The following is a 26,586-nucleotide window of genomic DNA, read 5'->3' as shown; positions in this document are numbered from 1 at the left end:
GCAGCCGCCTTGACTGCCGAGCACAATGCCGCACACTTACAGCCGATCGGCCCCCTTGACAGACAAGACGGTAGATCTGCGCTCCGCTTCGCTGCGCTTGTCCGGGACGACGGAGCGTCACGCCTTGAAATACGCAATCTGCGTCGTGGTCGCGAGCAGCCTTCCGTTCGGCGACCACAGCTCGGCGTTCTGGTCGGCGTAGCTCTTGTGCATGATCTTCGAATCGGCGGTCGCGAGCACACGGGTGATGTCCTCGGCTGCGAGCTCTTCGCTATCGGTGTGGAAATACGTCGTCAGCGACACCGTGCCGAACGGCACCAGCTCGCGCCGCGCGTGGAAGATGCGGCCGAAGAAGGCGTCCGACATCGACATCAGCGACAGCATGTCGAGCCTGCGCGGCGTGCGGTCGCTGATCCAGATTTTCGAATAGGTGCTGGCGAGCGCGGCCTGCGGCGGGCCGATCCGCATCTCGCCCTCGACGAAGCGGAATTCGTACTGGTTGGCCCACGACGCCGAGATTTTCGGGAATGGCAGCGTCTCTTCGAACGACTTTGCGTCCGGGACCTTCGCCACCCTGTGCTCCCAGGACGGCCGCCGCTCGGCGAACACCGCGGTGGCGAGCGTCGCGACCTCGCCGCCGCCCTGCGACAGTTCGACGCTCCAGTGCTGGCTGGAGCGGTTGGCCTTCACCAGCCGCAAATCGAGATCGAACGGGCCCTTGGCGATCGGCGCGCAGTAATTGACGGTGACGGCCAGCGGATCGCCGGCGCGCTCCGGATGCTCGATCAACGCGCGCAGGATGGTCGCGGCAGTGGCGCCGCCGAACGGGCCGACAAAGGCCCAGTAATCGTCGCTGGTGTGCCCCTGCCAGCTGGAGTCACCGGCGGTGACGCGGGTGGCGTCGTCGAACGAGTGCGGGAGCTTGGCGTGCATCGGTGGTCCTCGGTGTCTCCCCGACCGTCATTGCGAGCGCAGCGAAGCAATCCAGAGTCCTTCCGCGGAGACAGTCTGGAGTGCTTCGCTGCGCTCGCAATGACGGTGTGGTTACGGCGCCCGTATCGCTGGCGCCGCCCTGGGGATGATGACGATCATATCATCATCCTCGTCGCGAGATGCAATAACCTCGCAGGTAACTCCGATTTCACGTTGCGGAAAATCAGCCGGCGGCGTCGCGCAGGTTCGGCAGCAGCGGCGTGGTCGGATTGACCGGCACGTTCCAGATTTCCTCGGCATATTCGCGGATGGTGCGGTCGGAGGAGAACCACGCCATGCGCGCGACGTTGAGGATGGAGGCGCGCGTCCAGGCCGTCGCCACCTGCCAGCGCGCATCGACCGCGCGCTGCGCCTCGTAGTAGGAATCGAAGTCGGCGCTGACCATGTAATGGTCGAGATAGCGCAGCGCGTGCGCGATGGATTCGAAGCGGCCGGGATCGCCGGGCGAGAACTCGCCGGTGCCGATCGCGTTGATGGCGCGCTGGAGCTTCGGCGAATTGCGGACGACGTCGGAGGCATCCAGCCCCTGCTTGCGCCGGATCATGACGTCGCCGGCCTCCATGCCGAAGATCGCGATGTTCTCGTTGCCGACATGGTCGCGGATCTCGATATTGGCGCCGTCGAGCGTGCCGATGGTGATGGCGCCGTTGAGCGCCAGCTTCATGTTGCCGGTGCCGGACGCTTCCATGCCGGCGGTCGAGATCTGCTCGGACAGGTCGGCCGCGGGAATGATCACCTCCGCGAGGCTGACATTGTAGTCGGGCAGGAAGACGACCTTCAGCTTGCCGCCGATCGCGGGATCGTTGTTGACGACCTCCGCGACGTCGTTGATCAGCTTGATGATCAGCTTGGCGTAGCGATAGCTCGCCGCCGCCTTGCCGGCGAAGATCTTGACGCGCGGCACCCAGTTGCCGTTCGGATCGTCCTTGATCGACTGGTACAGCGCGACCGTCTCGATGACGTTGAGCAGCTGGCGCTTGTATTCGTGGATGCGCTTGATCTGCACGTCGAACAACGCGCCCGGATCGACCTTGATGCCGAGCCGCTCGCCGATCAGCCGCGCCAGGGCCGTCTTGTTGTGATGCTTGACGGCGCGGAATTTCTTCTGGAATTCGACGTCGCTGGCGCGCGCTTCAATCAGTGAGAGCTGCGTCGGATCGTCGAGCACGGCCTCGCCGCAGGTCTCGCGCAACAGCTCCGTCAGCTTCGGGTTTGCCAGCATCAGCCAGCGGCGGAAGGTGATGCCGTTGGTCTTGTTGGTGATGCGGCCGGGATAGAGATGGTTGAGATCGTGGAACACGGTCTCGCGCATCAGGTCCGAATGCATCGCCGAGACGCCGTTGATGCGGTGCGAGCCGACGAAGGCGAGCTGGCCCATGCGCACGCGGCGGCCGCTCTTCTCGTCGATCAGCGAGACCGAGGCGCGGAAGTCGATGTCGCCGGGCGCGCGCGCCTCGGCGAGCGCCAGATGCTGGACGTTGATGCGGTAGATGATCTCCAGATGTCGCGGCAACAGGCGCTCGAACAGCTCGACCGGCCAGGTCTCCAGCGCTTCGGGCAGCAGCGTGTGATTGGTGTAGGAGAGCGTGGCGACCGTGATCTTCCACGCCTCGTCCCAGCGGAAATTGTGCAGATCGACGAGGATCCGCATCAGCTCGGTGACGGCGAGGCTCGGATGGGTGTCGTTGAGCTGCACCGCGACCTTCGACGACAGGCTGCGGAGCTGGCCGTCGGACGACAGATGCCGCTTGACCAGATCCTGGAGCGAGGCCGAGACGAAGAAATATTCCTGGCGCAGGCGCAGCTCGCGGCCCGCCGGACTCTCGTCGTTCGGATAGAGGAATTTGCAGATCGCTTCCGCGCGCGCCTGCTCGGAGCTGGCGCTGACATAGTCGCCCTTGTTGAAGGCATCGAGCTTCAGCGGATCGGGCGAGCGCGCCGACCACAGCCGCAGCGCGTTGACGTGCTGGCCGCGCCAGCCGACGATCGGCGTGTCATAGGCGATCGCCTGCACGGTCTCGGCCGGATGCCAGATCGCGCGGTCACGGCCCTTGTCCTCGACATGCTCGACGCCGCCGCCGAAATTGATGTCGTAGATCACTTCGGGCCGCTGCAACTCCCAGGGATTGCCGAAGCTCAGCCATTCGTCGGGATATTCCTGCTGCCAGCCCTGGTTGATGATCTGGCGGAACAGGCCGTAATCGTAGCGGATGCCGTAGCCGATCGCGGGGATCGAGAGCGTCGCCATGCTCTCCATGAAGCAGGCGGCGAGCCGCCCGAGGCCGCCATTGCCGAGCGCAGCGTCCGGCTCGCATTTGCGCAACTCAGGCAGCGAGACGCCGAGGTCGCCGAGCGCGACCTCGAAGATCTTGAGGAGGCCCATGTTGTTCAGCGCGTCGGAGAAGAGACGGCCGATCAGGAATTCGAGCGAGAGATAATAGACGCGCTTGCGCCCCGCGTCGTAGCTGTGCTTCTCGGCCGTGAGCCAGCGATGCACGATGCGGTCGCGCAGCGCGAGCGCCGCGGCCTGGTACCAGTCGTGCCTGGTTGCCATGCCGGCGTCCTTGCCGATGGCAAGACGCAGCTTCGCCAGGATCGCGCCCTTGATCTCAGCCAGCGCGAGTTCGTCGATGGGCTGGCCGGGGGCGGAAAAACTGGGCTGGAACGATTGATCTTGCAAGGCCGTCACTTCCTGGTCGACAGAAACACCACTAACCCTACGCGTCTTGCCTTTGCACCGGAACTGTCGCCGGTGCGGGCGTGCACTGCGCTGGCGCAAATTTATGCAAGGAACGGGCCGATTTTGGAACCCGGACGAGCACGGAGACTCGTGGATTTGGTGCTAGAATGGCGACCAATTCAGCCATCAGTGTGGAGGAGATGCCCCATGAGACTGCTGACGCGACTGCTGATCGAAATAGCCGCTGCGGCCCTGCTCGTCGTCTGCATCTCCGCCTCCAGCGCTGCGTTTGCTGCCGGCAAATCCGGCCGCAGCGCCGACGGTTTGGGCTGCGGCTTCACCGTCCCGCAAAACGCAACGCCGGCCGCCCGCTGCGCCGCGATCAAGCGCCAATGCGGCGGCAAGTTTTACGCGAATGCGTGCGGGGACAAGTTGATGTCGGCGGTGAATTGAGGCGGCGATTTCCCATCGTCGTCCCGGCGAAGGCTCTCACCATCTCGTCGTCCTGGCGAAAGCCAGGGGACCCATTGCCCCGACTGTTAGAGAAGGCCCGACCGGTCATTCCAATCAGGATTTTCTTGTTCGATCAGCCTGATCTTCCAATCGCGCTTCCAGAATTTGAGCTGCTTCTCGCGTGCGATCGCTTCTTGCGGAGTTGCGAAGGCTTCGACATGCACAAGGCGGAAGATCTTGTACTTCTGCACGAACTTGGAGCCCCGTCCCGAGCGATGCAGTGCGAGCCGCATGCGAAGATCATTGGTGATGCCGATATAGATCGTGCCGTGGTGACGGCTCGCCAGGATGTAGACGTAATAGCCGCCTGCACTCATAGCTCAAGCTCGCAAAAGCAACGCTGACCGGGGTAATGGGTCCTGGCTTTCGCCAGGACGACGATCTCAACAACCAATCCTTCAGCATCGGAACAAATTAAGAACACTTTAGCAAGTCTTTGATATATCATTGTGATTCGGCGTGTTGCCGACACAATATCTAGCGTCTGTCTGACTTTGCGAGGACTACATGTCCACCATTGCCTTCGACCAGTTTGCCCTTACCCGGATCGCCGATTTCGCGCGCTCGCTGTCGCGGCTGCATCAGGCGGCGCGGCGCCAGAGGATCGATGACGACCAGTTCGACCGCGAGTTCAACGCGGTGTGCCAGTCGATCTGGGGCTACACCATCGACGACATCAGCGACGATCTGTTCTCGGTCGAGGATCATCTGTTTCTCGACACGCTGGACGAAGCGCATGCGCGCATCTTCGCGGCCGGGCAGGGTTATGACCTCGTTGGCGATCAGGGCATGCTGACCGACTGGTGGGGTTTCTGCTGGATGATCCTGGCCGAGAAGCGCGGCCTGCTGACGCCGGAAAACCGCGCCGCCGCACGCGCGGCGATCGAGGAGAAATATCTGGCGGCGCCGAACGTGATCGGGGTGATTATCGGAAGGTAGTGCAACAACCTCCGTCATTGCGAGCGCAGCGAAGGCCTAATCCAGTCCCGCCCGCTTCGCCGGCTTCGCCTGCGTCTTCGGCACGGTCACATCAGGCAGCGGCTCGCGCACGATCTCGGCCGGCGCATCTGCTGCCACCGTCTCTGCGCGTACCGGGGCCACCTTCATCTCGCCGAGCCGCGCACGGACCTGCGCGGTGAGGCCGGGATAGGAGGCGACCGGGGTGAACTCCGCGGTCTGCTCCATGCCGAGGCGGACGCCGGTATAGGCGACGAGGCCGTCGGTGGTGGCGATCACGTCACCGGCCTTCAGCGAAGAATCCAGCGCGAGATCGACCGGGGCGAGACCGACCGGCTCGCGGCCGTTGCAGGTGCAGTCCGCGCGCAGCGCCTTGCGATAGGCGAACGCATTCTCGCTGTCGGCGTAGCGCTCGCCGGTCTGCAAGGCGGCGCCGTCGATCGAGGAGCCGAAATAGACCTTTGTCGCGCTGGCAGGACAGAACGCCTGACACATCTGGGCGGGCGAGGCGAGGCCGCGCATCAGCGGAAAATATTTGCCGTCGCAGCTGCGCACGCAGAACGCCGGGCCCGAGCCGCCGGCGGCCGCCGCACGTGTCGGCGGCGCATATTGCGGGGTTGCGGGATTCTGCTGGCCGGTGAAGGGATCGGCGTAGGAGCTCGCCTGCTGCGGCACCTCGCGCTGCGGCCGTTGCTGCTGCATGCCGCCGAAGAAGAAGTCGAACAGGCCTTCGGCCGAAACCGGGGCGGGAGCCGCAAGCAGCGGCGCTGCCAGGGTGACGGCCACAAGCATCGCGCGACGCCGCCGGCGCGCATGGGACATGACTGTACGCAATGCTTACTCCACCCGACGCTACTGAACCGGCCGGGACCATCAGGTCTCAGCACATGATTCACCATAGAGCGGGATGGTAAATGAGCGGTTGAGGGGGCAGGTCCTGGCGGACTCTCGTGCCCCGGATGCTGCGCAGCGCGCCGCCCTTCGCGGCGTGATGCGCTGCTGAACCGGGACCCATGCCGATGCGGAAAGACGTGGGTCCCGGTTCAGCGTCGCAGCGTTACACGCTGCGCCGCGCCCGGGACACGAAAGGGCCTCACGCCTTCAGGAATTCCGACGCCTTGTAGAGCGAGCGGAACGGCAGGCCGGCTGCGCCGAACGTGTCGGTGGCGCCTTCCTCGCGGTCGACCATGGTCAGCACCAGCACCACCTCGGCGCCGGTCTCGCGCACGGATTCCACCGCCTTCATCGCCGAGCCGCCGGTCGTGGTGACGTCCTCGACGATCACGACGCGCTTGCCCTGGAGCGTCTCGCCCCTGGGCAGGCCTTCGATCGCGAGCTTGGCGCCGTGCTCCTTCGGCTTCTTGCGCACGAAGAATGCCGCGATCGGATGGCCCTTGATCCAGGAGATCTGCGCCAGCGCGCCGGCGAGCGGCACCGCACCCATCTCGAGCCCGCCGATGAAATCGAGATTGTCGTCCTTCAGCGCCTCATAGGTCAGCTCGGCGAGCAGCGTCGCGCCCTCGGGGTCGAGCATGGTCGGCTTGAGGTTGAAGTAGAAATCGCTCTTGCGGCCCGACGCGAGCGTCACCTCGCCGCGGCCGAAGGAGCGCCGGCGGATGATTTCGAACAGGCGGGCGCGGGAGGCTGATTTCGACACGGCGGTCCCTCGGGAGCGTTTTTGGAAGTGGCGGAATTTATCCGCGACGGCCGCGACATTCCAGAGGGGACCGGCCCAGTCAACAGGGATCGGCCGACGATCGGCCATCCCGGCCCGCCGGTTGTCGGGGTGCAACCTTCTGGAGTAGGTGGGGGCTCAAGCCTCTTGGGGAAGGAAACGACGCATGACCATCGAGCTGCACACCTGGAACACGCCGAACGGCCGCAAGATCTCGGTTGCGCTGGAGGAAATGGGGCTGTCCTACAAGGTCATCCCGGTGAACATCACCAAGGGCGAGCAGATGGCGCCGGAGTTCCTGAAGCTCTCCCCCAACAACAAGATTCCTGCGATCGTCGACCCCGAGGGGCCGGACGGCAAGCCCGTCAGCATCTTCGAATCCGGCGCGATCCTGCTCTATCTGGGTGAAAAGACCGGCAAATTCCTGCCGAAATCGCTTGCGGGTCGTATCCCGGTCTACGAATGGCTGATGTGGCAGATGGGCGGCTTCGGCCCGATGCCCGGCCAGGTGCACCATTTCATCGCGCTCGAGAACGAGCAGGACCGCGCCTACGGCCTGAAGCGCTTCATGGCCGAGACCCGCCGGCTCTACGGCGTGCTCGACCGCCGGCTGGCGGACCGCGACTTCGTCGCCGGCGACCTCTCCGTTGCCGATTTTGCCATCCTGGGCTGGGCCTGGCGCCACCCTCGCCACAAGGTTGATCTGGCCGATTTCCCCAACGTCAAGCGCTGGTACGAGGCCCTGATGGCCCGGCCGGCGGTGAAGCGGGGAATGGACGCGAAGCTGGATTGACCGAGAATGCTGTCATCGCCCGCCTTGTGCGCAGTTGCGCACTGGGGCGGGCGATCCAGTATCCAGAGGCGGTGGTAATTGAACCGAGAGGCCGCAGCGTACTGGATGCCCCGCCTTCGCGGGGCATGACAGTGGGCCTCACACCTTCCGCGCTTCCACCGCCATCCGGACCGCAAGCCCGGCCAGCACCGTGCCCATCAGCCAGCGCTGCACCAGCATCCAGCTCGGCCGGTTCGCCAGGAACAGCGCGATTGATCCCGCCGCGAGCGCGATCATCGCGTTGACGCTGACGCTGATTGCGATCTGGATCGCGCCCAGCACCACCGACTGCGTCAGCACGCTGCCGGCGGCGGGATCGATGAACTGCGGCAGCAGCGCCAGATACAGCATCGCGATCTTCGGATTGAGCAGATTGGTGACGAAGCCCATCGCGAACAATTTGCGCGGGCTGTCGATCGCAAGCTGCTTCACCTGGAACGGCGAGCGCCCGCCGGGCTTCACCGCCTGCCAGGCCAGCCACAACAGATAACCGGCGCCGGCAAAGCGCAGCGCGTCATAGGCAAAGGGAATGGCGAGCAGCAGCGCCGTGATGCCGAACGCCGCGCACAGCATGTAGAACACGAAGCCGAGCGCCACGCCGCCGAGCGAGACGATGCCCGCCGCCGGCCCCTGCGTGATCGAGCGCGAGATCAGATAGATCATGTTCGGTCCCGGCGTGAGCACGAGGCCGAGGCAGACGAGGGCGAAGCCGAGCAGCGCGGAAGTGTGGGGCATGGGTGAACCGGTGCGGGAGATGGCCCGGTTCTAATATGCGCCGCGCCGTCGGGCCATCGCGCAATTGCTCGGAGGACAATTCGAGTCCGCATCTCAACCCGATGTCGTCCCGGCGAAGGCCGGGACCCATAACCACCGAATTGGGTTTGGCGAAGATTGCCAACCACCATCTCGCGCCACAACTTCTCCCTGGGGGTATGGGTCCCGGCCTTCGCCGGGACGACATCGGAGGTGAAGATGCAGCTCAGTGCGCCTCGTCCCAATTGTTCGCCGCGCGGGCGTCGACGTGCAGCGGCACCGACAGCAGCACGGCCGGGAATGGCGCGTCCTGCATGACGTGCTGCACGACCGGCAGCGTCGCCTCGACCTCGGCGTCCGGCACCTCGAAGATCAACTCGTCATGCACCTGGAGCAGCATCTGCGCCGAGAGTTTCTTCTCGGCCAGTGCGTCCTCGACCCGCGTCATGGCGCGGCGGATGATGTCGGCGGCGGTGCCCTGAAGGCGCGCGTTGATCGCGGCGCGCTCGTTGAAGGCGCGCACCGAGGCGTTGGAGGCCTTGATGTCGGGATAGTGGCACTTGCGGCCGAACAGCGTGGTGACATAGCCGTGGCTCCGGCAGAAATCCCGCGTCTCGTCCATATAGGCGCGGATGCCGGGGAAGCGCTCGAAATACTTCTTGATGTAGGCCGAGGCCTCCTCGCGCGCGATGCCGAGCTGGTTGGCGAGGCCGAAGGCCGAGATGCCGTAGATGATGCCGAAATTGATCGCCTTGGCGCGGCGGCGGATCTCGCTCGGCATGCCCTTGATCGGCACGCCGAACATTTCCGATGCGGTCATGGCGTGAATGTCGAGACCGTCGCGGAACGCCTGCTTCAGCACGGGGATGTCGGCGATCTCCGCCAGCAGCCGCAATTCGATCTGCGAATAGTCGGCGGAGACGAGCTTGTGCCCGGGCGTCGCGATGAAGGCACGGCGAATCTTGCGGCCGTCCTCGGTGCGCACCGGGATGTTCTGCAAATTCGGCTCATTCGACGACAGCCGGCCCGTTGTCGTCGCGGCCAGCGCGTAGGTCGTGTGCACGCGATGGGTGTGCGGATTGACGTAGGTCGGCAGTGCGTCGGTGTAGGTCGATTTCAGCTTGGAGACCTGGCGCCACTCCAGAATCTTCTTCGGGAGGTCGTGGCCCTGCTCGGCGAGCTCGTCGAGCACCTGTGCGGTGGTCGACCACGCGCCGGTCTTGGTCTTGGTGCCGCCCGGCAGGCTCATCTTGCCGAACAGGATGTCGCCGATCTGCTTTGGGCTGCCGACATTGACCGGCTCGCCCGCGATCTCCTGGATCTCGGCTTCGACGCGCGCCGCGGTCTGGGCGAAGTCGCCGGAGAGACGCGACAGCACCTGGCGGTCGATCGAGATGCCGCGCCGCTCCATGCGTGCGAGCACAGCGACCAGCGGCCGCTCCAGCGTCTCGTAGACCGCGGTCATGTGCTCCGCGACGAGGCGCGGCTTCAGCACGCGCCAGACGCGCAAGGCCATGTCGGCGCCTTCCGCCGACAGCGGCGCGGCCTTGTCGATCGGGACCTGGTCGAACGTGATCTTGCCCTTGCCGCTGCCGAGCAGCTCGCCCTCCTTCAGCATGGCGTGGCCGAACCAGCGCTCGGCGAGCGATTCCAGTCCGTGCGAGCCGCGGCCGGCATCGAGCACATAAGAGATCAGCTGCGCGTCGTCGGTATTGCGCAGCGTGATGCCGTGCTGCGCCAGCATGACGGCGGTGAATTTGACGTCGAAACCGATCTTGAGGATGCCTGACGATTCCAGCACCGGCCGCAGCGCGTCGACCGCGTCGGCATGCTTGACCTGGTCCGGCGCGAGACCGGCGTCGAACAGGCCGGCGCCGCCGCCGGACTGCTTGTGCGCCTGCGGCACGTAACACGCATCGTTCGGCGCCAGCGCCAGCGCAACGCCGCAGAGGTCGGCCTGCATCGGATCGATCGAATTTCCCCGGATCTCGATCGCGACATGGCCGGCATCGTGGATGCGCGCGATGAAGGCGTTCAATTCGGCGAGCGTCTTGATGGCCTGGTACTTGGCGCGGTCGACCGGAAGCTTGCGCAGCGCCTCTTCGCGCGCCGCGGCGAGCGAGATCGGCGCGCCCTTGATGCTGGCCGACTTGTCGCCTTTGTCGCCGCCCGTTGCCGTCGCGGCGGGGGTGGCGAAGAGATCGCCGGAGGCCTCGGACGGTTTTGCTTTCGCCGCGCCGTCGCCGGCCCTGGCGCCGCTGCTGTTCGACGCATCGGCATCGACATTCGCCGGATCGATCTGCGAATAGTCCGCGACGCGGCGCGTCAGCGTCGTGAATTCCATCGCCTTCAGGAAGGCGATCAGCTTGCGCGCATCGGGCTCGTGGACGGCGAGGTCGTCGAGCGGCACCTCCAGATCGACCTTGTCGTCGAGCAGCACGAGCTTGCGCGAGATCCGCGCCTTCTCGGCGTTCTCGATCAGCGCCTCGCGCCGCTTCGGCTGCTTGATCTCGGTGGCGCGGAATAGGAGCTGCTCGAGGTCGCCATATTCGACGATCAGCTGCGCCGCGGTCTTGATGCCGATGCCGGGCACGCCGGGCACGTTGTCGGTGGAATCGCCGGCGAGCGCCTGCACCTCGACCACCTTCTCCGGCGGAACGCCGAACTTCTCGATCACCTCGGGAATGCCGATGCGGCGATCCTTCATGGTGTCGTACATCGTGATCTTGTCGTTCACGAGCTGCATCAGATCCTTGTCGGAGGACACGATGGTCGTGGTGGCGCCGCGGTCGCTGGCCTCCCGCGCATAGGTCGCGATCAGATCGTCGGCCTCGAAGCCGCCTTGTTCCAGGCAGGGCAGGTCGAAGGCGCGCACGGCCTCGCGGATCAGCGCGAATTGCGGGATCAGATCGTCGGGCGCCGGCGGCCGGTGCGCCTTGTACTCGGGGTAGATCTTGTTGCGGAAGGTGACCTCCGACTTGTCGAACACGATGGCCAGATGCGTCGGCCGGTTGTCGGCGGGCATGTCGCGCAAGAGCTTCCACAGCATGTTGCAGAAGCCGAGCACGGCGTTGACCTGAAGGCCATCCGACTTGCGGTTCAGCGGCGGCAGCGCGTGATAGGCGCGGAAGATGTAGCCGGAACCGTCGACCAGGAAGATGTGGTCGCCCTTGCCGGCCGCCTTCGCCGCCACCGGTTTGGCAGCTGGCTTGTCAGCAGTGGATTTGCTGTCGGCGGCCGTCTTGGGCGCGGCAGCCTTGGTGTCAGCTTTGGCGGTGGTCTTCGGGGATGTCTTGGGCATGGCCGCAATGTATGAATTTTTGCGGGCTTTGACAGCCTCGAACAGTGGGTATTTGGGGCGATTCCCACACCTCATCGTCGTCCCGGCGAACGCAGGGACCCATAACCACAGGGAGAAGTTTGGCGACGACTAGCAGTTGAATGATTAGGCCGTGGTATGGAGACCGTGATCCATCGATAAATCACGCGGTATGGGTCCCGGCGTTCGCCGGGACGACGGTAGAGAGCGTCGCCCAGCTACTCCGCCGCTTGCAACACCGGCCCCGCCTTCTTCGGCGCGATCCAGAACGCATCCGGCCGCTCGAACAGGAAATTGGCACCGAGCCGCAGGGCCAGCTGCCAGATCGCGAGCGAACCGAGCACGCCGGCGATGGTGACGATCAGCGACACCGTGCCGATGTCGGGAATGGTTCCCGTGCGCAGCAGCAGCGTTCGCGTCGCCGCCATCGGCAGGAAGAAGGCGAGATAGATCACGATCGAATGCTCGCCGCAGAAGCGGAAGAAGTTCAGCCACTGCGCGCGCGCGAGCAGCGTGCCCATGGTGATGATGGCGCAGGCCCCTGCAAAGCCGAGCACGAGTGAGACGATCTTCCATTCGCTGGCGCCGACTGCGACGAGGCCAGCATTGACCAGCGCCCAGGTCGCGAGTGCTGCGAGTGCGGGCGCAGGATGGTTGCGCGCGCGATCCGACAGCGCGAACACGTAGGGCGCGAACAGGTAGCCGGAATAGAAATAGACGAAGCGCGCGCAGAACTCGTCGATCGCGGTCCAGCCGGTCGTGATGCGTGCCGTCTCCAGTGCGGCGGCGATGAGCCAGATCGCGAGCGGCGGGACGCGCCGTGTCAGTTTTGTGACGACGAAGAAGACCGGCAGCAGATAAATGAACCAGAGCGTGCCGAACGGCTCGATGAAGGATTCGAGATATAAGAGGCCTACCTCGCGCCAGCTCGTCTGCGCCGCGAAGGCGGGCGCCTTGAAGCCGAACTGGATTGTCACCCAGACGACATAGAAATAGGCGAAATGCACCACCTTGCGATCGAGATAGGTTCGCCAGTTGCGGTCGATCACCAATGACAGGAACAGGCCCGAAATCAGGAAGAAATCCGGCATCCGGAACGGCTTTGCAAAGGCCACGGCGACATGCATGAAACCGGTCTCGCCGGCGGCGAGCTCGACCCCCAGCACCGAATGCATCATCACGACCATGACGATGCAGATGCCCTTGGCATAGTCGACCCAGTCGACACGCGCGGCAGCCGGGGGCTTGAGTCCCCCGCTCGCGGCGATTGTGCCGGTTGCTGCCATGGTGTCCCTTTTCGAGCCGAGTTCCGCCCGATGCTGTCCGGGCGCGAGGCAGTGTGGAGCCTTGCGGCTTACGATTTCTTTACCGGTACAATTCGCGTGCCGGTTTTTGCGCGCGGACGGTTCCCTCGCCTCGGGAAAATGCTAAACCGCCCCACATTGGGGTTTCGTTAACCAAGCCAAGACAGGGTTTTTCATGCGAATCGCGATGATCGGAACGGGCTATGTGGGACTGGTGTCCGGAGCCTGCTTTGCGGATTTCGGTCACGACGTCACCTGCGTCGACAAGGACGAGAAGAAGATCGCGGCGCTCCATCGCGGCGAGATTCCGATCTACGAGCCTGGGCTCGACGAGCTGGTCGCGACCAACGTCAAGGCCAAGCGGCTCGACTTCACCACCGACCTGTCCAAGCCGGTCGCGGACGCCGATGCCGTCTTCATCGCGGTCGGCACGCCGTCGCGCCGCGGCGACGGGCACGCCGATCTGTCCTACGTCTACGCCGCCGCGCGCGAGATCGCGCAGTCGCTGTCGGGCTTCACCGTCGTGGTGACCAAGTCGACCGTGCCGGTCGGCACCGGCGACGAGGTCGAGCGCATCATCCGCGAGACCAATCCGTTAGCCGACGTCGTCGTCGCCTCCAACCCCGAATTCCTGCGCGAGGGCGCGGCGATCCGCGACTTCAAGTATCCCGATCGCGTCGTGGTCGGCACCTCCGACGAGCGCGGCCGCAAGGTGATGGGCGACATCTATCGTCCGCTGTCGCTGAACCAGGCGCCGCTGATGTTCACGGCGCGCCGCACCGCCGAGATGATCAAATACGCTGCCAACGCGTTCCTCGCGACCAAGATCACCTTCATCAACGAGATTGCCGACCTCTCCGAAAAGGTCGGCGCCAACGTGCAGGAGGTCGCGCGCGGCATTGGCCTGGACAACCGCATCGGCACCAAGTTCCTGCATGCAGGTCCCGGCTTCGGCGGCTCGTGCTTCCCGAAGGACACCAAGGCGTTGATCAAGATCGCGCAGGACTACGATGTGTCCTTGCGCATCGTCGAATCCGTGCTGGCCGTCAACGAGAACCGCAAGCGCGCGATGGCGCGGAAAGTGAGCCAGGCGCTCGGCGGCTCGCTGCGCGGCAAGACCATCGCCGTGCTCGGCCTCACCTTCAAGCCCGACACCGACGACATGCGCGACGCGCCGTCGATCCCGCTGGTGACCGGCCTGATCGACATGGGCGCGAAGGTGAAGGCCTTCGATCCCGTCGGGATGGAGCAGGCCAAGGGTGAACTCCCCAGCATCACCTATTGCGAGGATGCCTATTCCTGCGCGGAAGGTGCCGATGCGCTCGTCATCGTCACCGAATGGGTGCAGTTCCGCGCGCTGGATCTCGACCGGCTGAAGGCGACCATGGCGAAGCCCATCATCGTCGATCTCCGCAACATCTACCGCCCTGAAGAGATGGAAGCGGCGGGCTTCGTCTATGAGAGCGTCGGCCGCCCGTCGGCGCAGGGCTGATGATTCCGTCATGGCCGGGCTTGTCCCGGCCATCCACGTCTTGTTCACTCCCAAGTGAAAGAACGTGGATGCCCGGGACAAGCCCGGGCATGACGAACGGATAGACCTTTGCCCCGCAACTTCGACACGCCCCTCCCGATCGATGCCGTGCTCGGCGATTTGTCGCGCACGCTCGAGGCACACAATGCGGCCGTGCTGGTGGCGCCGCCCGGCGCCGGCAAGACCACGCGCGTGCCGCTGGCATTGCTGGATGCGCCCTGGGCCAAGGGCAAGAAGATCATCGTGCTGGAGCCGCGGCGCATCGCCGCGCGCGCCAGCGCCGACCGCATGGCCAAATCGCTCGGCGAGCGGGCAGGTGAGACCGTCGGTTATCGCGTCCGTTTCGGCTCGAAGATATCGCGCGCGACGCGCATCGAGGTCGTGACCGAAGGCATCTTCACCCGCCAGATCATGGACGATCCCGAGCTCTCGGGCGTTGCCGCCGTCCTGTTCGACGAATTCCACGAACGTTCGCTCGACGCCGATCTCGGCCTCGCGCTGGCGCGCGACGCGCAAACCGGCCTGCGCGAGGATCTGCGCATTCTCGTGATGTCGGCAACGCTCGACGGCGCCCGCGTCGCAAAGCTGCTCGGCGAAGCGCCCGTCGTCGAAAGCGAGGGCCGCGCCTTTCCGGTCGAGACGCGCTATCTCGGCCGCAAGGCGGATGCGCCGATCGAGCGGCAGATGGCGGATGCGATCGCGTCTGCGCTCCGCGCCGACAGCGGTTCGGTGCTGGCGTTCCTGCCCGGCGCCGCCGAAATCCGCCGCACCCAGAATTTTCTGGCTGAGCGCGTGCAGGACGCCAGTATCGAGATCGTGCCGCTGTTCGGCGCGCTCGATGCCGCCGTGCAGGATCGCGCCATCGCGCCGGCGCCCAAGGGCACGCGCAAGGTGGTGCTGGCGACCTCGATCGCCGAGACCTCGCTCACCATCGAAGGCGTGCGCATCGTGGTCGATTCAGGTCTTGCCCGCGTGCCGCGCTACGAGCCCGATATCGGCCTGACGCGGCTCGAGACCGTGCGCGCTTCGCGCGCGGCGGTCGACCAGCGCCGCGGCCGCGCCGGCCGCACCGAACCGGGCGTCTGCTACCGGCTCTGGGACGAGCCGCAGACGGCCTCGCTTGCACCCTACACCCAGCCGGAAATTCTCAGCGCCGATCTGTCCTCGCTGGTGCTCGATCTGGCGCAATGGGGCGTCGCCGATCCCGCCGCGCTGTCGTTCCTCGACCCGCCGCCGCAGCCGGCCCGGAAGGAAGCCAAGAGCCTTCTCAGCGAGCTCAACGCGCTGGACGGCGACGGCCGCATCACCGCGGAGGGCAAGAGCCTGCGCGCGCTGGCATTGCCGCCGCGGTTGGCGCGCATGATCGTGGATTCGCATCGCGCAGGCAGCGGCGAAGCCGCCGCCGAGATCGCGGCCATCCTCACCGAGCGCGGGCTCGGCGGCGACAGCGCCGATCTCGAGCACCGGCGCGACCAGTTCCGCCGCGACCGCTCGCCGCGCGCATCGAGTGCGCGCGACCTCGCCCGGCGCTGGGCCTCGCAGGTCGCGGCGTCGGAGAAGGCGGGGCAGCAGGAAGATCTCTCGACCGGCCTGATGCTCGCCTATGCCTTCCCGGACCGCGTCGCCCGCAATCGCGGCAATGGCAGTTTCGTGCTTGCCAACGGCCGCGGCGCTGCCGTCGAGCAGACCTCGTCGCTCGCCCGCGCGCCCTATATCGCGATCGGCGAAATGACGGGAACGGCCGCGAGCGGGCGCATCCTGCTCGCCGCGCAGATCACCGAGGACGACATCGAGCGGCATTTCGCCGAGCATATCGAGACCGTCGACGAGATCTCGTTCGACCGCGGCGCGATGGCGCTGCGTGCACGGCGCAAGCGCGCACTGCATGCGATCACGCTCTCCGAGGCGACACTGGCTGTGTCACCGTCGGAGCAGACTGCGCGCATCTTCGCCGATGGGCTGATCGCCGCAGGCCTTGACCGGTTGCCCTGGTCGAAGGCGGCCAAACAATGGCGCGACCGCGTGATGTTCCTGCGCAAGGCCGAAGGCGACAGCTGGCCCGATCTGTCCGACGACGGGCTGATCGCGCGGCGCGACGATTGGCTGGTGCCCGCGCTCTACGACAAGATTGCGCTCAAGGATATCTCCGCCGGCGATCTCTCCGATGCGCTGATGGCGCTGTTGCCGTGGGAGATGCGCGCGCGGCTCGACCGCGAGGCGCCGACGCATTTCGAAGCGCCGACCGGCACCGTGCTCGCGATCGACTACGAAGCTGAGCAGGGCCCGACCATCGCGGTGCGGCTCCAGGAGCTGTTCGGGCTCAACACCCATCCGTCGGTTGCGGCCGGCAAGGTGCCGCTGGTGCTGGAATTGCTGTCGCCGGCGCAGCGGCCGGTGCAGGTGACGCGGGATCTTCCGGGTTTCTGGCGCGGCAGCTACGCCGCGGTGCGCTCCGACCTGCGCGGCCGCTACCCGCGCCATCCCTGGCCGGAAGATCCGGCGAATGCACTGCCGACCCGGCGGGTCAAACCGCGCGGCACCTGAGAAATCACGAACCGGCATTAACCGTCCGCTCATCCTTTTCGTCAAAATGGCAATGGCCCGGCCGCAGCGTCGCTCGCGGACGGTCGTGTCGCGTGGTGAAATCGAGCTTTCCGGCTCGGAAGTGGTGTGATGCGTAACATAATGATCTTCGCGGCCATCATGATCGGCCTCGGCACCTTCATGGCGCAGATGGCGGACAGGATGAGCTCCGCTTCCGCCACGTCGGCGCCGCGCACGACGGTCGCGGTCGCAGCCACGGCGCCGGCCGGCGGCCGCAGCCTCGCCATTGGCCGCGACGGCCGCGGCCATTTCCAGACCGAGGGCCGGATCGATGGCCAGCGCATCGGCTTCATGGTCGACACCGGCGCTTCCGTCGTTGCGCTGAACGAGACCTCGGCCGCCCGCTTCGGCCTGCGTCCCTCGCGTAGCGAATACAACGCCACCGTCTCCACCGCCAACGGCACCATCAAGGCCGCGCGCACCCGCATCGCCATGCTGGAGGTCGGCGGCCTCGTCGTGCGCGACGTCGAGGCCATGGTGCTGCCGGATGAGGCGCTGTCGGAGAACCTGCTCGGCCTCTCCTTCCTGTCCCGCCTGAAGCGTTTCGAGTACGCCAACGGCCAGATGGTGCTGGAGCAGTAAGGGCCTCCCGAAGGCTCCTGCGACCGTATATTTCAAAAAACGTCTCTGTTTCGACCGCTGTCGCGGTCAGATTTTCCCTGTTACCAAACTGCCGCAATTATAAGCCACAAGCTGCCATTCCCGCCTTCCGCTGCGGCCTGGCATTCGCTAAGGCTGCATCAGATCCTGCCCCCCCTTTTCACGAGACCGTCTCAATGTTTCCCAAGCCGAAATCCGTCTTGTTGCCCAACACCTACGCCTTCGAATCCGAGCCGATGGTGAAACCCACGGGTTTTCGCGAATACGACGCGCGCTGGCTGTTCCAGAAGGAAATCAACCTGATGGGGATCCAGGCGCTCGGCATGGGGCTGGGCGCGCTGATTGCGGAACTCGGCGTCAAGCAGGAGATCGTCACCGGCCATGATTTCCGCGGCTATTCGGCCTCGATCAAATATGCGCTGATCTCCGGCCTGATGGCGGCGGGGTGCAAGGTGCACGACATCGGGCTCGCGGTGACGCCGATGGCCTATTTCGCGCAGTTCGATCTCGACGTGCCCTGCTGCGCGATGGTCACGGCCTCGCACAACGACAATGGCTGGACCGGCGTGAAGATGGGCGCCAACCGTCCGCTGACCTTCGGCCCCGACGAGATGACGCGGCTCAAGGAGATCGTGCTGGGCGCCGAGTTCAAGAACAAGGTCGGCGGCTCCTACCAGTTCCACGAGAATTATCCGGCGCGTTACATCGCCGATCTCACCAGCCGTCCGAAGCTGACGCGCAAGCTCAAGGTCGTCGCGGCCTGCGGCAACGGCACCGCCGGCGCATTCGCGCCGCAGGTGCTGGAGGCGATCGGCTGCGAGGTGATCCCGCTCGACACCGAGCTCGACTACACTTTCCCGAAATACAATCCGAATCCTGAAGACATGGAGATGCTGCACGCGATCCGCGACGCCGTGCTGCATCACAAGGCCGATGTCGGTCTCGGCTTCGACGGCGACGGCGACCGCTGCGGCGTCGTCGACAACACCGGCGAGGAAATCTTCGCCGACAAGGTCGGCGTGATGCTGGCGCGCGACATGTCGGCGATCCACAAGGACGCACAGTTCGTCGTCGACGTGAAGTCGACGGGCCTCTACATGACCGATCCGGTGCTCCAGAAGCAGGGCGCCAGGACCGCCTATTGGAAGACCGGGCATTCCTACATGAAGCGCCGCACCAACGAGATGGGCGCGCTCGCGGGCTTCGAGAAGTCGGGCCATTTCTTCTTCAACAAGCCGTTCGGCCGCGGCTATGACGACGGCCTGGTCTCGGCGATCGCGATCTGCGAGATGCTCGACCGCGCTCCCGGCAAGTCGATGGCCGACCTGAAGAACGCGCTGCCGAAGACTTGGTCGTCGCCGACCATGTCGCCGCATTGCGCCGACGAGGTCAAATACGGCGTCATCGACGCCGTGGTGAAGCACTTCGAAGGCCTGCAGGCCAAGGGCGCCAAGATCGGCGGCCAGGCGATCCGCGACCTCGTCACCGTCAACGGCGTGCGCGTCACGGTCGAGGACGGCAGCTGGGGCCTGGTGCGCGCCTCCTCCAACAAGCCCGAGCTCGTGGTCGTGGTCGAGAGCCCGGTCTCCGAGCAGCGCATGCACGACATGTTCGAGATGGTGAACAGCGTGCTGCGCACGCATCCCGAAGTCGGCGAGTACAATCAGAAGATCTGAGGTGCGACCGCGGCGAAGGTCTGCTCCTCGCCCCGTTCTTACGGGGCCGCGACGAGCTTCGCTCGCGCTGAGAGGGTTGGGGTGAGGGGCCTCTCTCGACACGCGAGATCGTCGAGAGACCTGTACCCCCTCACCCGGACCGCAAGTGCGATCCGACCTCTCCCGCAAGCGGGGAGAGGTAAGGGCCATCGCCGGCGAGCGCTCAGCCTCCCGGCGGGCCGAACAGGGCGCGGAGCTTCGCGCCTGGCCCCCGGGCCTTCCAGGCGTCGTCCAGCATCGCGATCCATTCGCCGAGCGCGATCCGGATCGGATTGAAGGACGGTGTGCCGCCGACCAGGCCGAAACGGAGCGGCTGGTCGGAGGGCCGCTCGGCGAAGGTGCCGAACAGGCGGTCGAACACGATCAGGATGCCACCGTAGTTCTTGTCCAGGCACGGCGCGTTGCAGGCGTGGTGCACACGATGATGGCTCGGCGTGTTGAGCAGCCATTCGAGCACGCCGAGCCGCGGCGCGAAGTCGCTGTGGATGAAGAACTGGTAGAATAGATTGATCCCCAGCATTGCGACGATCGCGAGGGGATGAAAACCGATCAGCGCCAGCGGCAGGAAGAACAGAAAGTTGCCCGAGATATTGCCGGTCCAGCCGAGCCGGATCGCCGCCGTCAGATTCAGCCGTGTCGTCGAGTGATGCACCGCATGTGTCGCCCACATCCAGCGAATACGATGCGAGGCGCGGTGCTGCCAGTAGTAGAGAAATTCGCTGCCGAGGAACAATCCGGCAAGCGTGAGCGGGCCGGTCTGTTCAAAGTCGAACAGGCGGTGCTCGTACAGGAACGCAAAGGGCACGGCGAGAAGTCCGGCCTCGATCGCGCGCAGCACGTTCTGTCCCAGCGCAGCACCGAACGACGCCGCGCTTTCGCGCCAGTCGTGGGTCTCGCGATGCGCGAGCCGGCCGATGCCGTATTCGAGCAGCATCAGGCCGATCGCCGTTGCCAGGATCACGCGTCTCAGCGTCGGATCGAGCAGGAGTGAGGCGTAGCCCACGGCACTCTCCTATTTCGGCGCGACGCCGGCGCTGACCGCGCCGTCCCTCAGCGCCTGCGCGCGGGGCAGCGTTTGTGCGCAGGCTGGCGTGAGCTGGCCGGCATGGGATTGCAGGCAGGCGAGGATGCGACCGCCCCCCGGCGCGACGTCGCTGCAAAGCCGGTCGTAATCGGCGCGGCAGGCCTGCATGACGGCCCTCGCTTCGCTGCGCATTTGCGGCGTGATCTGCGTTTGCAACTGGCTCTGGGCGAACGTGGATGTCGAGGCGGCGACGCCGAGGGCGACGATGATTGCGGCCTGCGGGATTGAGAGGAGACGGAAAGTCGATGGCATGGTGTTCGTCCTTTCTGATCTGGCGAGACTGGCCGCCGCCGCGTGGGGCGGACGCGGCGACGGCCCGGCCCGCGGCTCAGCGCGAGATCGTGCCGGTGCGGGTGTAGGTGTTGCCGGCCGGGCCGGTGCGGGTGACGTTGCGCGTGCAGCTGCCGTTGGCGCAGCTTCCCGTCGCGGTGACGCTGGAGGTGCCGCGCGGCCCGGTGCCGGTCGCCGTCCGCGTCCAGGCATTGGCGTCGGCCGCCGCGGCCACCGACAGGGCGCCGATGACGAGGGAGGTGAGGAAGAACTTGTTCATGATCGTCGTCTCCTTGTGGGGCTGCCGTGAGCGGGAGCCATGCGCAGGAGACTGCGGCCGCGGCGTCTGCGCCGCATTGCCGGGACGAAACGATTGTTGTGGCTTTGTCGGGCGCAGGTAACAGTATGTAACAACGGCGCTCGCACCCTTGCGCGGCGCGTGCCGTCGTCCAAAAATGCGGCGATGAACGCGCATCCGGCCACGATTCTCATGGTGGAGGACGATCCCGAGATCAGCCGCCTCGTCGCCGACTTCATGCGGCGCGAGGGGTTCGAGGTCGCCTGCGTCGGTGACGGCAAGGCGATGGACGCGATGCTCCAGCGCGTGCGGCCCGACCTCATCATCCTCGATCTGATGCTGCCGGGCGAGGACGGCCTGTCGATCTGCCGCCGGCTGCGCGCCGACGATTCCCTCCCGATCCTGATGTTGACCGCCAAGAGCGACGAGATCGATCGCGTGGTCGGCCTCGAGATGGGCGCCGACGATTATCTCACCAAGCCGTTCGGGCCGCGCGAGCTCTTGGCGCGCGTCCGCGCCATCCTGCGCCGCGCCAATGGGGCGGCGGTAAAGCCACTGATCCAGCGCTTCGCGTTCGACCGCTTCGTCGTCGATCTCGATGCGCGAAGCGTCGAGACGATCGAGGCCGAGACGCCGGAGCTGCAATTGACCAGTGCCGAGTTCGACCTGCTCGGTTGTTTCGTGCAACGGCCGCGTCGGGTGCTCACGCGCGATCAGATCCTCGATTGGACCCGCGGGCGCTCGGCAGAGCCGTTCGATCGCACCGTGGACATGCTGATCTCGCGGTTGCGCAAGAAGCTCGATGGCGCGAGCCCCGGCTCCAACCTGATCACCACGGTGCGCAACGGCGGCTATCTGTTCACCGCGACCGTCAAGCAGGTGTCGTGATGCTGCGCGTGACATTGGCCGCGCGGCTCGCTCTGATCGGACTGGTCGGATTCACCGTGGTGACCACTGTGGTCGTGGCAATCTTCTACCGGACGACCCTCCGGGAGAACGAGCTGACACGGCCTTCGCCGGCGCGGCTCGACGTGCTGGCAACGCTGCTCGAGCGCACGTCGGGCGATGCGCGGCAAGCCGTCCTCGACGCGGTGTCGTCACCGCAATTCATGGTGCGGATCGTGCCCTCGGCCGCGCCAGTCGGCGGCGAGACGCCGTCCCAGCAGCAGCAATTGCGCGAGACCTATGCGGCCGGCCTTGCGGGCCGTTCCGTGGAGATCGTGTCGCCGCCCGAACATCGCGCCGACCGGCTGTTTCCCCGCATCGCACGGCTGATGGCCAACGCGGTCGAATTCCGCATCGGTCTGCGCAGCGGCGATCTGCTGGTCATCGATGCCTATACTCGCCTGCCGGTCACCCCGTTCGGCCTGCCCGTCGGCTTCGGCGCGGGCCTGTTCGGCTCCATTGTGGCGCTGCTGGCGTTGCTCGTCATGCAGCGCGAGACGCGGCCGCTGGCGCGGCTCGCCGCGGCGGTCGATCGTGTCGACCTGTCGGCCGATCCGCCGCCATTGCCGGACGCACGGCGCAGTGCGCCGGAAATCCGCGCCGTCATCGCCGCGTTCAATCGCCTGCAGGGCCGGCTCGCGGAGATGTTGCGCGCGCGCATGACGCTGGTCGGCGGCATTGCCCACGATGTCAGGACCTTTGCGACGCGGCTGCGGCTGCGCGTCGAGCAGATCCCTGATGATGCCGAGCGGCAGCGGGCGGTTGCCGATATCGACGACATGATCCGGCTGCTCGACGACGCGCTGTTGTCGACGCGGGCGGGCGCCGGCGGCCTGTCACAGGAGATGGTCGAGCTTGCTGCGCTGATCGCTGTCGAGATGCATGATCGTCGCGTTCAGGGCGCCCCGGTCGATCTCGTGACGGACGAACATGTGCGGAAGGCGGTCGTGCTCGGCGACCGGCTCGCCTTGCGCCGGGTCCTCGCCAACATCATCGACAATGCGCTTGCCTACGGCCGTGCGGCGCATGTGCGGATGTCCCTGAAGGACGGTGCCATGCTGGTGTCGGTCGAGGACGAGGGACCCGGCATTCCCGCCGATCAGCGGCAGACCGTGCTGGAGCCGTTCCACCGCCTGGAGAAGTCGCGCAATCGCGCGACCGGCGGTGCCGGTCTTGGCCTCGCCGTGGCCCGCAACCTGGTCGAGGCTCATGGCGGAACGATCGAGATCAGCGCGGCCCCGAACGGAGGCACGCGCGTCAACGTCACCCTGCCGGTCTTTCAACCAGCTTAGAGCGTTTTCGAGCGAAGTGGTTACCGGTTCGCGTGAAGAAAACGCGTCAAAACAAGAATCTGGAGCTTCGGTTCCATCGGAATCGAACCTCCAAGCGTCAGGCCGCCACCACCGTCGGGATTGGCAGCGCGGTGACCGACTTGATCTTCTCCATCGCGAAGCGCGAGGTGACGTTCTTCAGCGGCACGGCGCTGATCAGCTTCTTGTAGAACACGTCATAGGCCTGCATGTCCGCGACCACGACGCGCAGCATGTAGTCGACGTCGCCGGCCATCCGGTAAAACTCCATCACCTCGGGCATGGCGCTGACGGCTTCGGCGAACTTCTTCAGCCAGGCGTCGGAATGGTCGGCACTCTCCACCGAGACGAACACGGAGATGCCGAGCCCGATCTTGTTCTGGTCGACCAGGGCGACCCGCTTCAGGATCACGCCGTCGGCCTCCAGCCGCTGGATGCGCTTCCAGCAGGGGGTCGAGGACAGGCCGACACGGTCGCCGATCTCGGCGACGGACAGGGAGGCATCCTCCTGGAGTACCATCAGGATCTTGCGGTCGATGGCGTCGAGGCGGCGGCTGGTCTCGGGGATCTGGACAGCGAGGTCAGTCATTTGAAGAACTTTGTTCCATTTCAGGGGCAGATTTCCCTCATATAGAGAAAATCCTTCCACAGCAAGCTTATAATGTCGGCGCCCGGTCCGGCGTCGCCACCCGCTGCCCGCTTAAAAACTCTTCAACTTCAATGCGTTGTGGTGCGGCCATGCCACCGCCATGGCGGGTGCATTTCAGCGCTGCGGCCGCCGCGGCGAATCGCAGCGCCTCGCGCACCCCCTGGCCCTCGGCGAGGCGAAGCGTGAAGGCGCCATGGAAGACGTCGCCGGCGCCGAGCGTATCGACCGCCTGGACCGGGAAGGCCGGCGTCTGCTCCAACTCGCCCGTCTCGTTCAGCCAGATCGTACCGAGGGGACCGCGGGTGGCGGCGAGGAAGGCCGGCGTCAGCCTCGCCAGGTGCCTCAATGCCTCGCCGTCGTCGGCGATACCGGCAGTCTCCTGCACCTGTTCACTGGCGAACAGCAGGTGCGAGGCGGCCGTGAGCAGGCCGTCCTGCAAAGACATCGCGCGGTCGACGCCGACGACGACGGGGATGCCGCGCTGGCGCGCCTCGGTGCAGAGCGAGGTCGCGAACGCGGCACAGCGGCTTTCGACGAGGATTGCCCGACAATCGGCGAGCAGGACGTCGGCGTCCGGCAGCTCCACGCTCCACAGGCCGGCATCGCGATAGATCGTGAGTGTCCGTTCGCCGGAGGGCTCGATCATGATCGCGGAGACGGGCGTCGTCACATCCGGCATGCGCACGATATGGCTTGTGTCGATGCCTTCCTGGGCCATCCGTTCGAGAATGAAGCCGCTCGACGTCTCCCGCGCATCGCCCATGGGACCTGCGAACGCGACGTGGCCGCCAAGCCGTGCCATCGCGATCGCGGCATTGAGCGCGTTGCCGCCGCAGATCTCGGCAAGATGCGTGGCGTTCGCCTTGCTGCCACGCGCGGGCACCGCCTCCACGCGAAAGGTCAGGTCGCGTACGGGAATGCCGATGCAGAGGATGCGCGGTGCGATCCCGGCCATCACTGGCCTCAGCTCAAGCGCCGCTCGTGTCGTGCACCCAGCGGCCGAGCAGATGATGGGCGATGGCGAAGGGATGCGGGCCGGCGAGCCCGTCGGGATGCGTCCGCGTCAGCATCAGGGCCGCCTCCTCGCGCGTGAACCACCGCGCATCCTCGAGCTCGGCGTGGTCCACGACGATATCCTCGTTCAGCGCCCGCGCGCTGCAACCGATCATCAGGGACGACGGGTAGGGCCACGGCTGCGTCATGTAATACTGCACGTCAGTGCAGCGGATCCCGGACTCTTCGAGAATCTCGCGGCGCACCGCGTCCTCGATGGTCTCGGCGGCCTCGACGAAGCCGGCAAGGCACGAAAACATGCCCGGCGGAAACTGCTTTTGGCGGCCGAGCAGGCATTTATCGCCGGAGGCGACCAGCATGATCACGACCGGATCTGTGCGCGGAAAATGCTCGGCCTTGCAGGCAGGGCAATCGCGCTTCCAGCCGCCTTCCTTCATCGCGCTGCGCGTGCCGCAATTGGCGCAATAGCCGTGACGCTGGTGCCAGCTCACCATCGACTTCGCCATCGCGACCGCCGAGAGCTCGTCGGGGCGGATCGCGCCCTGCATGGCCATGCCGCGCAGCTCGGTGAGGCTGTAGTCCTCGCGGCCGACCAGCTTCTCGGCGGCGGCTTGCGACAGGCCCATGCCGAACACAGCAGCGCCGTCGCGCAGCCCCAGGAAGATCGTGCCGGGATTGGCACCGCATTTCAGCGCCTCGTCGATTCCCAGCAGCGCGCGCACCTTTTCGCCCTCGCGCTTCACCAGCAGCGAGTCGCGATGGACGACATAGGCGCGCGAGGTCGGCTTCCGCTCGAGCGCGAACAGCTTTTCGTCGTCGCGGCGCAGATGCGCGGCGCGGTCGAGGACGTTGGAGACGAAGGCCGGCTGCCCCAGCGGAAATGCGTCGAATGCTGACATTTCTTGTTCTTTCAACCCAACCAGATTTTTCGGCGAAGCGCGCTGATGAAATTCTGCACCTCGGTGGCGTCATGCGCCAAGGGCTGCATCACGCCCCAGACCGGCCGCGGCCAGGCGGCGTCACCGGTGCGGCGGGCGATGATGTGGACGTGGAGCTGCGGCACGAGGTTGCCGAGCGCCGCGATATTGAGCTTGTCGCATTTGGTGATCTCCTTCAGCGCGCGCGAGACGCGGGAGATCTCGGTCATCAGCTGCGCCTGCTGCACCTCGTCGAGATCGATGATCTCGACCGCATCGGGGCGCCGCGGCACCAGCAGCAGCCAGGGATAATGCGCGTCCTTGATGACCAGCACCTTCGACAACGGCAGATCGCCGATGTCGATGGTGTCCTCTTTCAGGCGGGAGTGCAGCGACCAGACGGGTTCGGGCATGAAGGTTTCCGGATGGCCCGATGGGGGCGGGCTTGTTGGGTCCGACCATACGATACCGATTCCGATAGGGGAAGGATTCGGCCCCGCTGTCACCGCATACGCGGTCGTCGTCCCGGACAAGCGCGCCCCAAGCGCGCGCAGATCCGGGACCTATAACCACAGGGAGTGGTTATTGCGCGAGCTGGCAACCCGGAGTCTTCGTCAAACTCG

24 protein-coding genes are annotated in these 26,586 nt (G+C 65.7%); 9 read left to right on the top strand and 15 right to left on the bottom strand.

All coding sequences use genetic code 11. From position 1 onward, the window contains the following. Positions 1–117: 117 nt before the first annotated feature. Positions 118–933: an acyl-CoA thioesterase gene (locus XI09_RS07270; protein WP_271566270.1), complete on the bottom strand. Its 816-nt coding sequence runs from the start codon at positions 931–933 to the stop codon at positions 118–120. A 223-nt stretch (positions 934–1,156) separates the two neighbouring features. Beyond that, positions 1,157–3,673: a glycogen/starch/alpha-glucan phosphorylase gene (locus XI09_RS07265; RefSeq protein ID WP_271566269.1), complete on the bottom strand. Its 2,517-nt coding sequence runs from the start codon at positions 3,671–3,673 to the stop codon at positions 1,157–1,159. 207 nt (positions 3,674–3,880) lie between these two features. On the opposite strand from XI09_RS07265, the gene XI09_RS07260 reads away from it, so the two are divergent. Beyond that, entirely contained in the window at positions 3,881–4,126 is a 246-nt protein-coding gene (locus XI09_RS07260) for a hypothetical protein (RefSeq protein ID WP_271566268.1), read from the top strand. Positions 4,127–4,212: 86 nt separating this feature from the next. On the opposite strand, the gene XI09_RS07255 is transcribed toward XI09_RS07260, so the two are convergent. Beyond that, on the bottom strand, positions 4,213–4,503 hold the full coding sequence (locus XI09_RS07255) for a GIY-YIG nuclease family protein (RefSeq protein WP_271566267.1): 291 nt from the start codon (positions 4,501–4,503) through the stop codon (positions 4,213–4,215). Positions 4,504–4,693: 190 nt separating this feature from the next. On the opposite strand from XI09_RS07255, the gene XI09_RS07250 reads away from it, so the two are divergent. Continuing rightward, positions 4,694–5,125, top strand: a complete 432-nt coding sequence (locus XI09_RS07250; protein ID WP_271566266.1) for a hypothetical protein — start codon at positions 4,694–4,696, stop codon at positions 5,123–5,125. Between the two features lie 36 nt (positions 5,126–5,161). Here XI09_RS07250 and XI09_RS07245 read toward each other — a convergent pair whose 3' ends face one another. Together XI09_RS07245 and pyrE are read right to left on the bottom strand one after the other, a co-directional pair. Further along, complete coding sequence (locus XI09_RS07245; protein ID WP_271566265.1) at positions 5,162–5,935, bottom strand: DUF2865 domain-containing protein; 774 nt, start codon at positions 5,933–5,935, stop codon at positions 5,162–5,164. A gap of 301 nt (positions 5,936–6,236) precedes the next feature. Next, the gene (gene pyrE / locus XI09_RS07240; protein WP_027547500.1) at positions 6,237–6,800 is read right to left on the bottom strand and encodes an orotate phosphoribosyltransferase; all 564 of its coding nucleotides are present in this window, start codon (positions 6,798–6,800) and stop codon (positions 6,237–6,239) included. Positions 6,801–6,984: 184 nt separating this feature from the next. Between pyrE and XI09_RS07235 the strand changes: the two genes are divergently transcribed. Next, positions 6,985–7,611, top strand: a complete 627-nt coding sequence (locus tag XI09_RS07235; RefSeq protein ID WP_271566264.1) for a glutathione S-transferase family protein — start codon at positions 6,985–6,987, stop codon at positions 7,609–7,611. A gap of 138 nt (positions 7,612–7,749) precedes the next feature. Here the strand turns inward: XI09_RS07235 and XI09_RS07230 are convergent, their stop codons facing one another. The 3 genes from XI09_RS07230 to XI09_RS07220 all read right to left on the bottom strand — a co-directional run bounded on the left by XI09_RS07230 (position 7,750) and on the right by XI09_RS07220 (position 13,008). Beyond that, positions 7,750–8,385, bottom strand: a complete 636-nt coding sequence (locus tag XI09_RS07230; RefSeq protein ID WP_011090854.1) for a LysE family translocator — start codon at positions 8,383–8,385, stop codon at positions 7,750–7,752. Between the two features lie 244 nt (positions 8,386–8,629). Beyond that, positions 8,630–11,704: a DNA polymerase I gene (gene polA / locus XI09_RS07225; RefSeq protein WP_271566263.1), complete on the bottom strand. Its 3,075-nt coding sequence runs from the start codon at positions 11,702–11,704 to the stop codon at positions 8,630–8,632. A 236-nt stretch (positions 11,705–11,940) separates the two neighbouring features. Continuing rightward, positions 11,941–13,008 carry an acyltransferase family protein gene (locus tag XI09_RS07220; protein ID WP_271566262.1) on the bottom strand — a complete coding sequence of 356 codons (1,068 nt, stop codon included), beginning with the start codon at positions 13,006–13,008 and terminating at the stop codon, positions 11,941–11,943. A gap of 193 nt (positions 13,009–13,201) precedes the next feature. On the opposite strand from XI09_RS07220, the gene XI09_RS07215 reads away from it, so the two are divergent. From XI09_RS07215 to XI09_RS07200, 4 genes are all read left to right on the top strand, one after another. After that, the gene (locus tag XI09_RS07215; RefSeq protein WP_271566261.1) at positions 13,202–14,518 is read left to right on the top strand and encodes a UDP-glucose dehydrogenase family protein; all 1,317 of its coding nucleotides are present in this window, start codon (positions 13,202–13,204) and stop codon (positions 14,516–14,518) included. A gap of 108 nt (positions 14,519–14,626) precedes the next feature. Further along, a complete protein-coding gene (hrpB, locus tag XI09_RS07210; RefSeq protein ID WP_271566260.1) occupies positions 14,627–17,101 on the top strand; it encodes an ATP-dependent helicase HrpB in 2,475 nt (824 codons plus the stop codon). A gap of 129 nt (positions 17,102–17,230) precedes the next feature. Beyond that, positions 17,231–17,743, top strand: coding sequence for a TIGR02281 family clan AA aspartic protease (locus XI09_RS07205; protein ID WP_027547491.1), 513 nt, complete (start codon positions 17,231–17,233; stop codon positions 17,741–17,743). Positions 17,744–17,937: 194 nt separating this feature from the next. Then, positions 17,938–19,437, top strand: coding sequence for a phosphomannomutase/phosphoglucomutase (locus XI09_RS07200; protein ID WP_271566259.1), 1,500 nt, complete (start codon positions 17,938–17,940; stop codon positions 19,435–19,437). 202 nt (positions 19,438–19,639) lie between these two features. On the opposite strand, the gene XI09_RS07195 is transcribed toward XI09_RS07200, so the two are convergent. The 3 genes from XI09_RS07195 to XI09_RS07185 form a co-directional block, all read right to left on the bottom strand. After that, positions 19,640–20,479 carry a sterol desaturase family protein gene (locus XI09_RS07195; RefSeq protein ID WP_271566258.1) on the bottom strand — a complete coding sequence of 280 codons (840 nt, stop codon included), beginning with the start codon at positions 20,477–20,479 and terminating at the stop codon, positions 19,640–19,642. A 9-nt stretch (positions 20,480–20,488) separates the two neighbouring features. Then, complete coding sequence (locus XI09_RS07190) at positions 20,489–20,812, bottom strand: cysteine rich repeat-containing protein (protein WP_271566257.1); 324 nt, start codon at positions 20,810–20,812, stop codon at positions 20,489–20,491. 76 nt (positions 20,813–20,888) lie between these two features. After that, a complete protein-coding gene (locus XI09_RS07185; RefSeq protein WP_092187174.1) occupies positions 20,889–21,110 on the bottom strand; it encodes a hypothetical protein in 222 nt (73 codons plus the stop codon). 183 nt (positions 21,111–21,293) lie between these two features. Here XI09_RS07185 and XI09_RS07180 point away from each other — a divergent pair, with 183 nt between their 5' ends. Then, entirely contained in the window at positions 21,294–22,016 is a 723-nt protein-coding gene (locus XI09_RS07180) for a response regulator (RefSeq protein WP_271566256.1), read from the top strand. Further along, complete coding sequence (locus XI09_RS07175) at positions 22,016–23,365, top strand: sensor histidine kinase (RefSeq protein ID WP_271566255.1); 1,350 nt, start codon at positions 22,016–22,018, stop codon at positions 23,363–23,365. Before XI09_RS07180 ends, XI09_RS07175 begins: the two co-directional genes overlap by 1 nt. Before the next feature lie 97 nt (positions 23,366–23,462). Here XI09_RS07175 and XI09_RS07170 read toward each other — a convergent pair whose 3' ends face one another. From XI09_RS07170 to XI09_RS07155, 4 genes are all read right to left on the bottom strand, one after another. Beyond that, positions 23,463–23,972: an Lrp/AsnC family transcriptional regulator gene (locus XI09_RS07170; RefSeq protein WP_092187177.1), complete on the bottom strand. Its 510-nt coding sequence runs from the start codon at positions 23,970–23,972 to the stop codon at positions 23,463–23,465. Between the two features lie 67 nt (positions 23,973–24,039). Then, positions 24,040–24,987, bottom strand: coding sequence for a sugar kinase (locus XI09_RS07165; protein WP_271566254.1), 948 nt, complete (start codon positions 24,985–24,987; stop codon positions 24,040–24,042). Positions 24,988–25,000: 13 nt separating this feature from the next. Further along, the gene (gene nudC, locus XI09_RS07160; protein WP_271566253.1) at positions 25,001–25,945 is read right to left on the bottom strand and encodes an NAD(+) diphosphatase; all 945 of its coding nucleotides are present in this window, start codon (positions 25,943–25,945) and stop codon (positions 25,001–25,003) included. A gap of 11 nt (positions 25,946–25,956) precedes the next feature. Then, complete coding sequence (locus tag XI09_RS07155) at positions 25,957–26,376, bottom strand: HIT domain-containing protein (RefSeq protein WP_271566252.1); 420 nt, start codon at positions 26,374–26,376, stop codon at positions 25,957–25,959. Between the last annotated feature and the right edge of the window lie 210 nt (positions 26,377–26,586).

It is taken from the genome of Bradyrhizobium sp. CCBAU 11386 (assembly GCF_028128955.1).
Taxonomy (GTDB): Bacteria; Pseudomonadota; Alphaproteobacteria; order Rhizobiales; family Xanthobacteraceae; genus Bradyrhizobium.
Note: the sequence above shows the minus strand (reverse complement) of the source record. Positions and strands in the feature narration are given on the sequence as shown.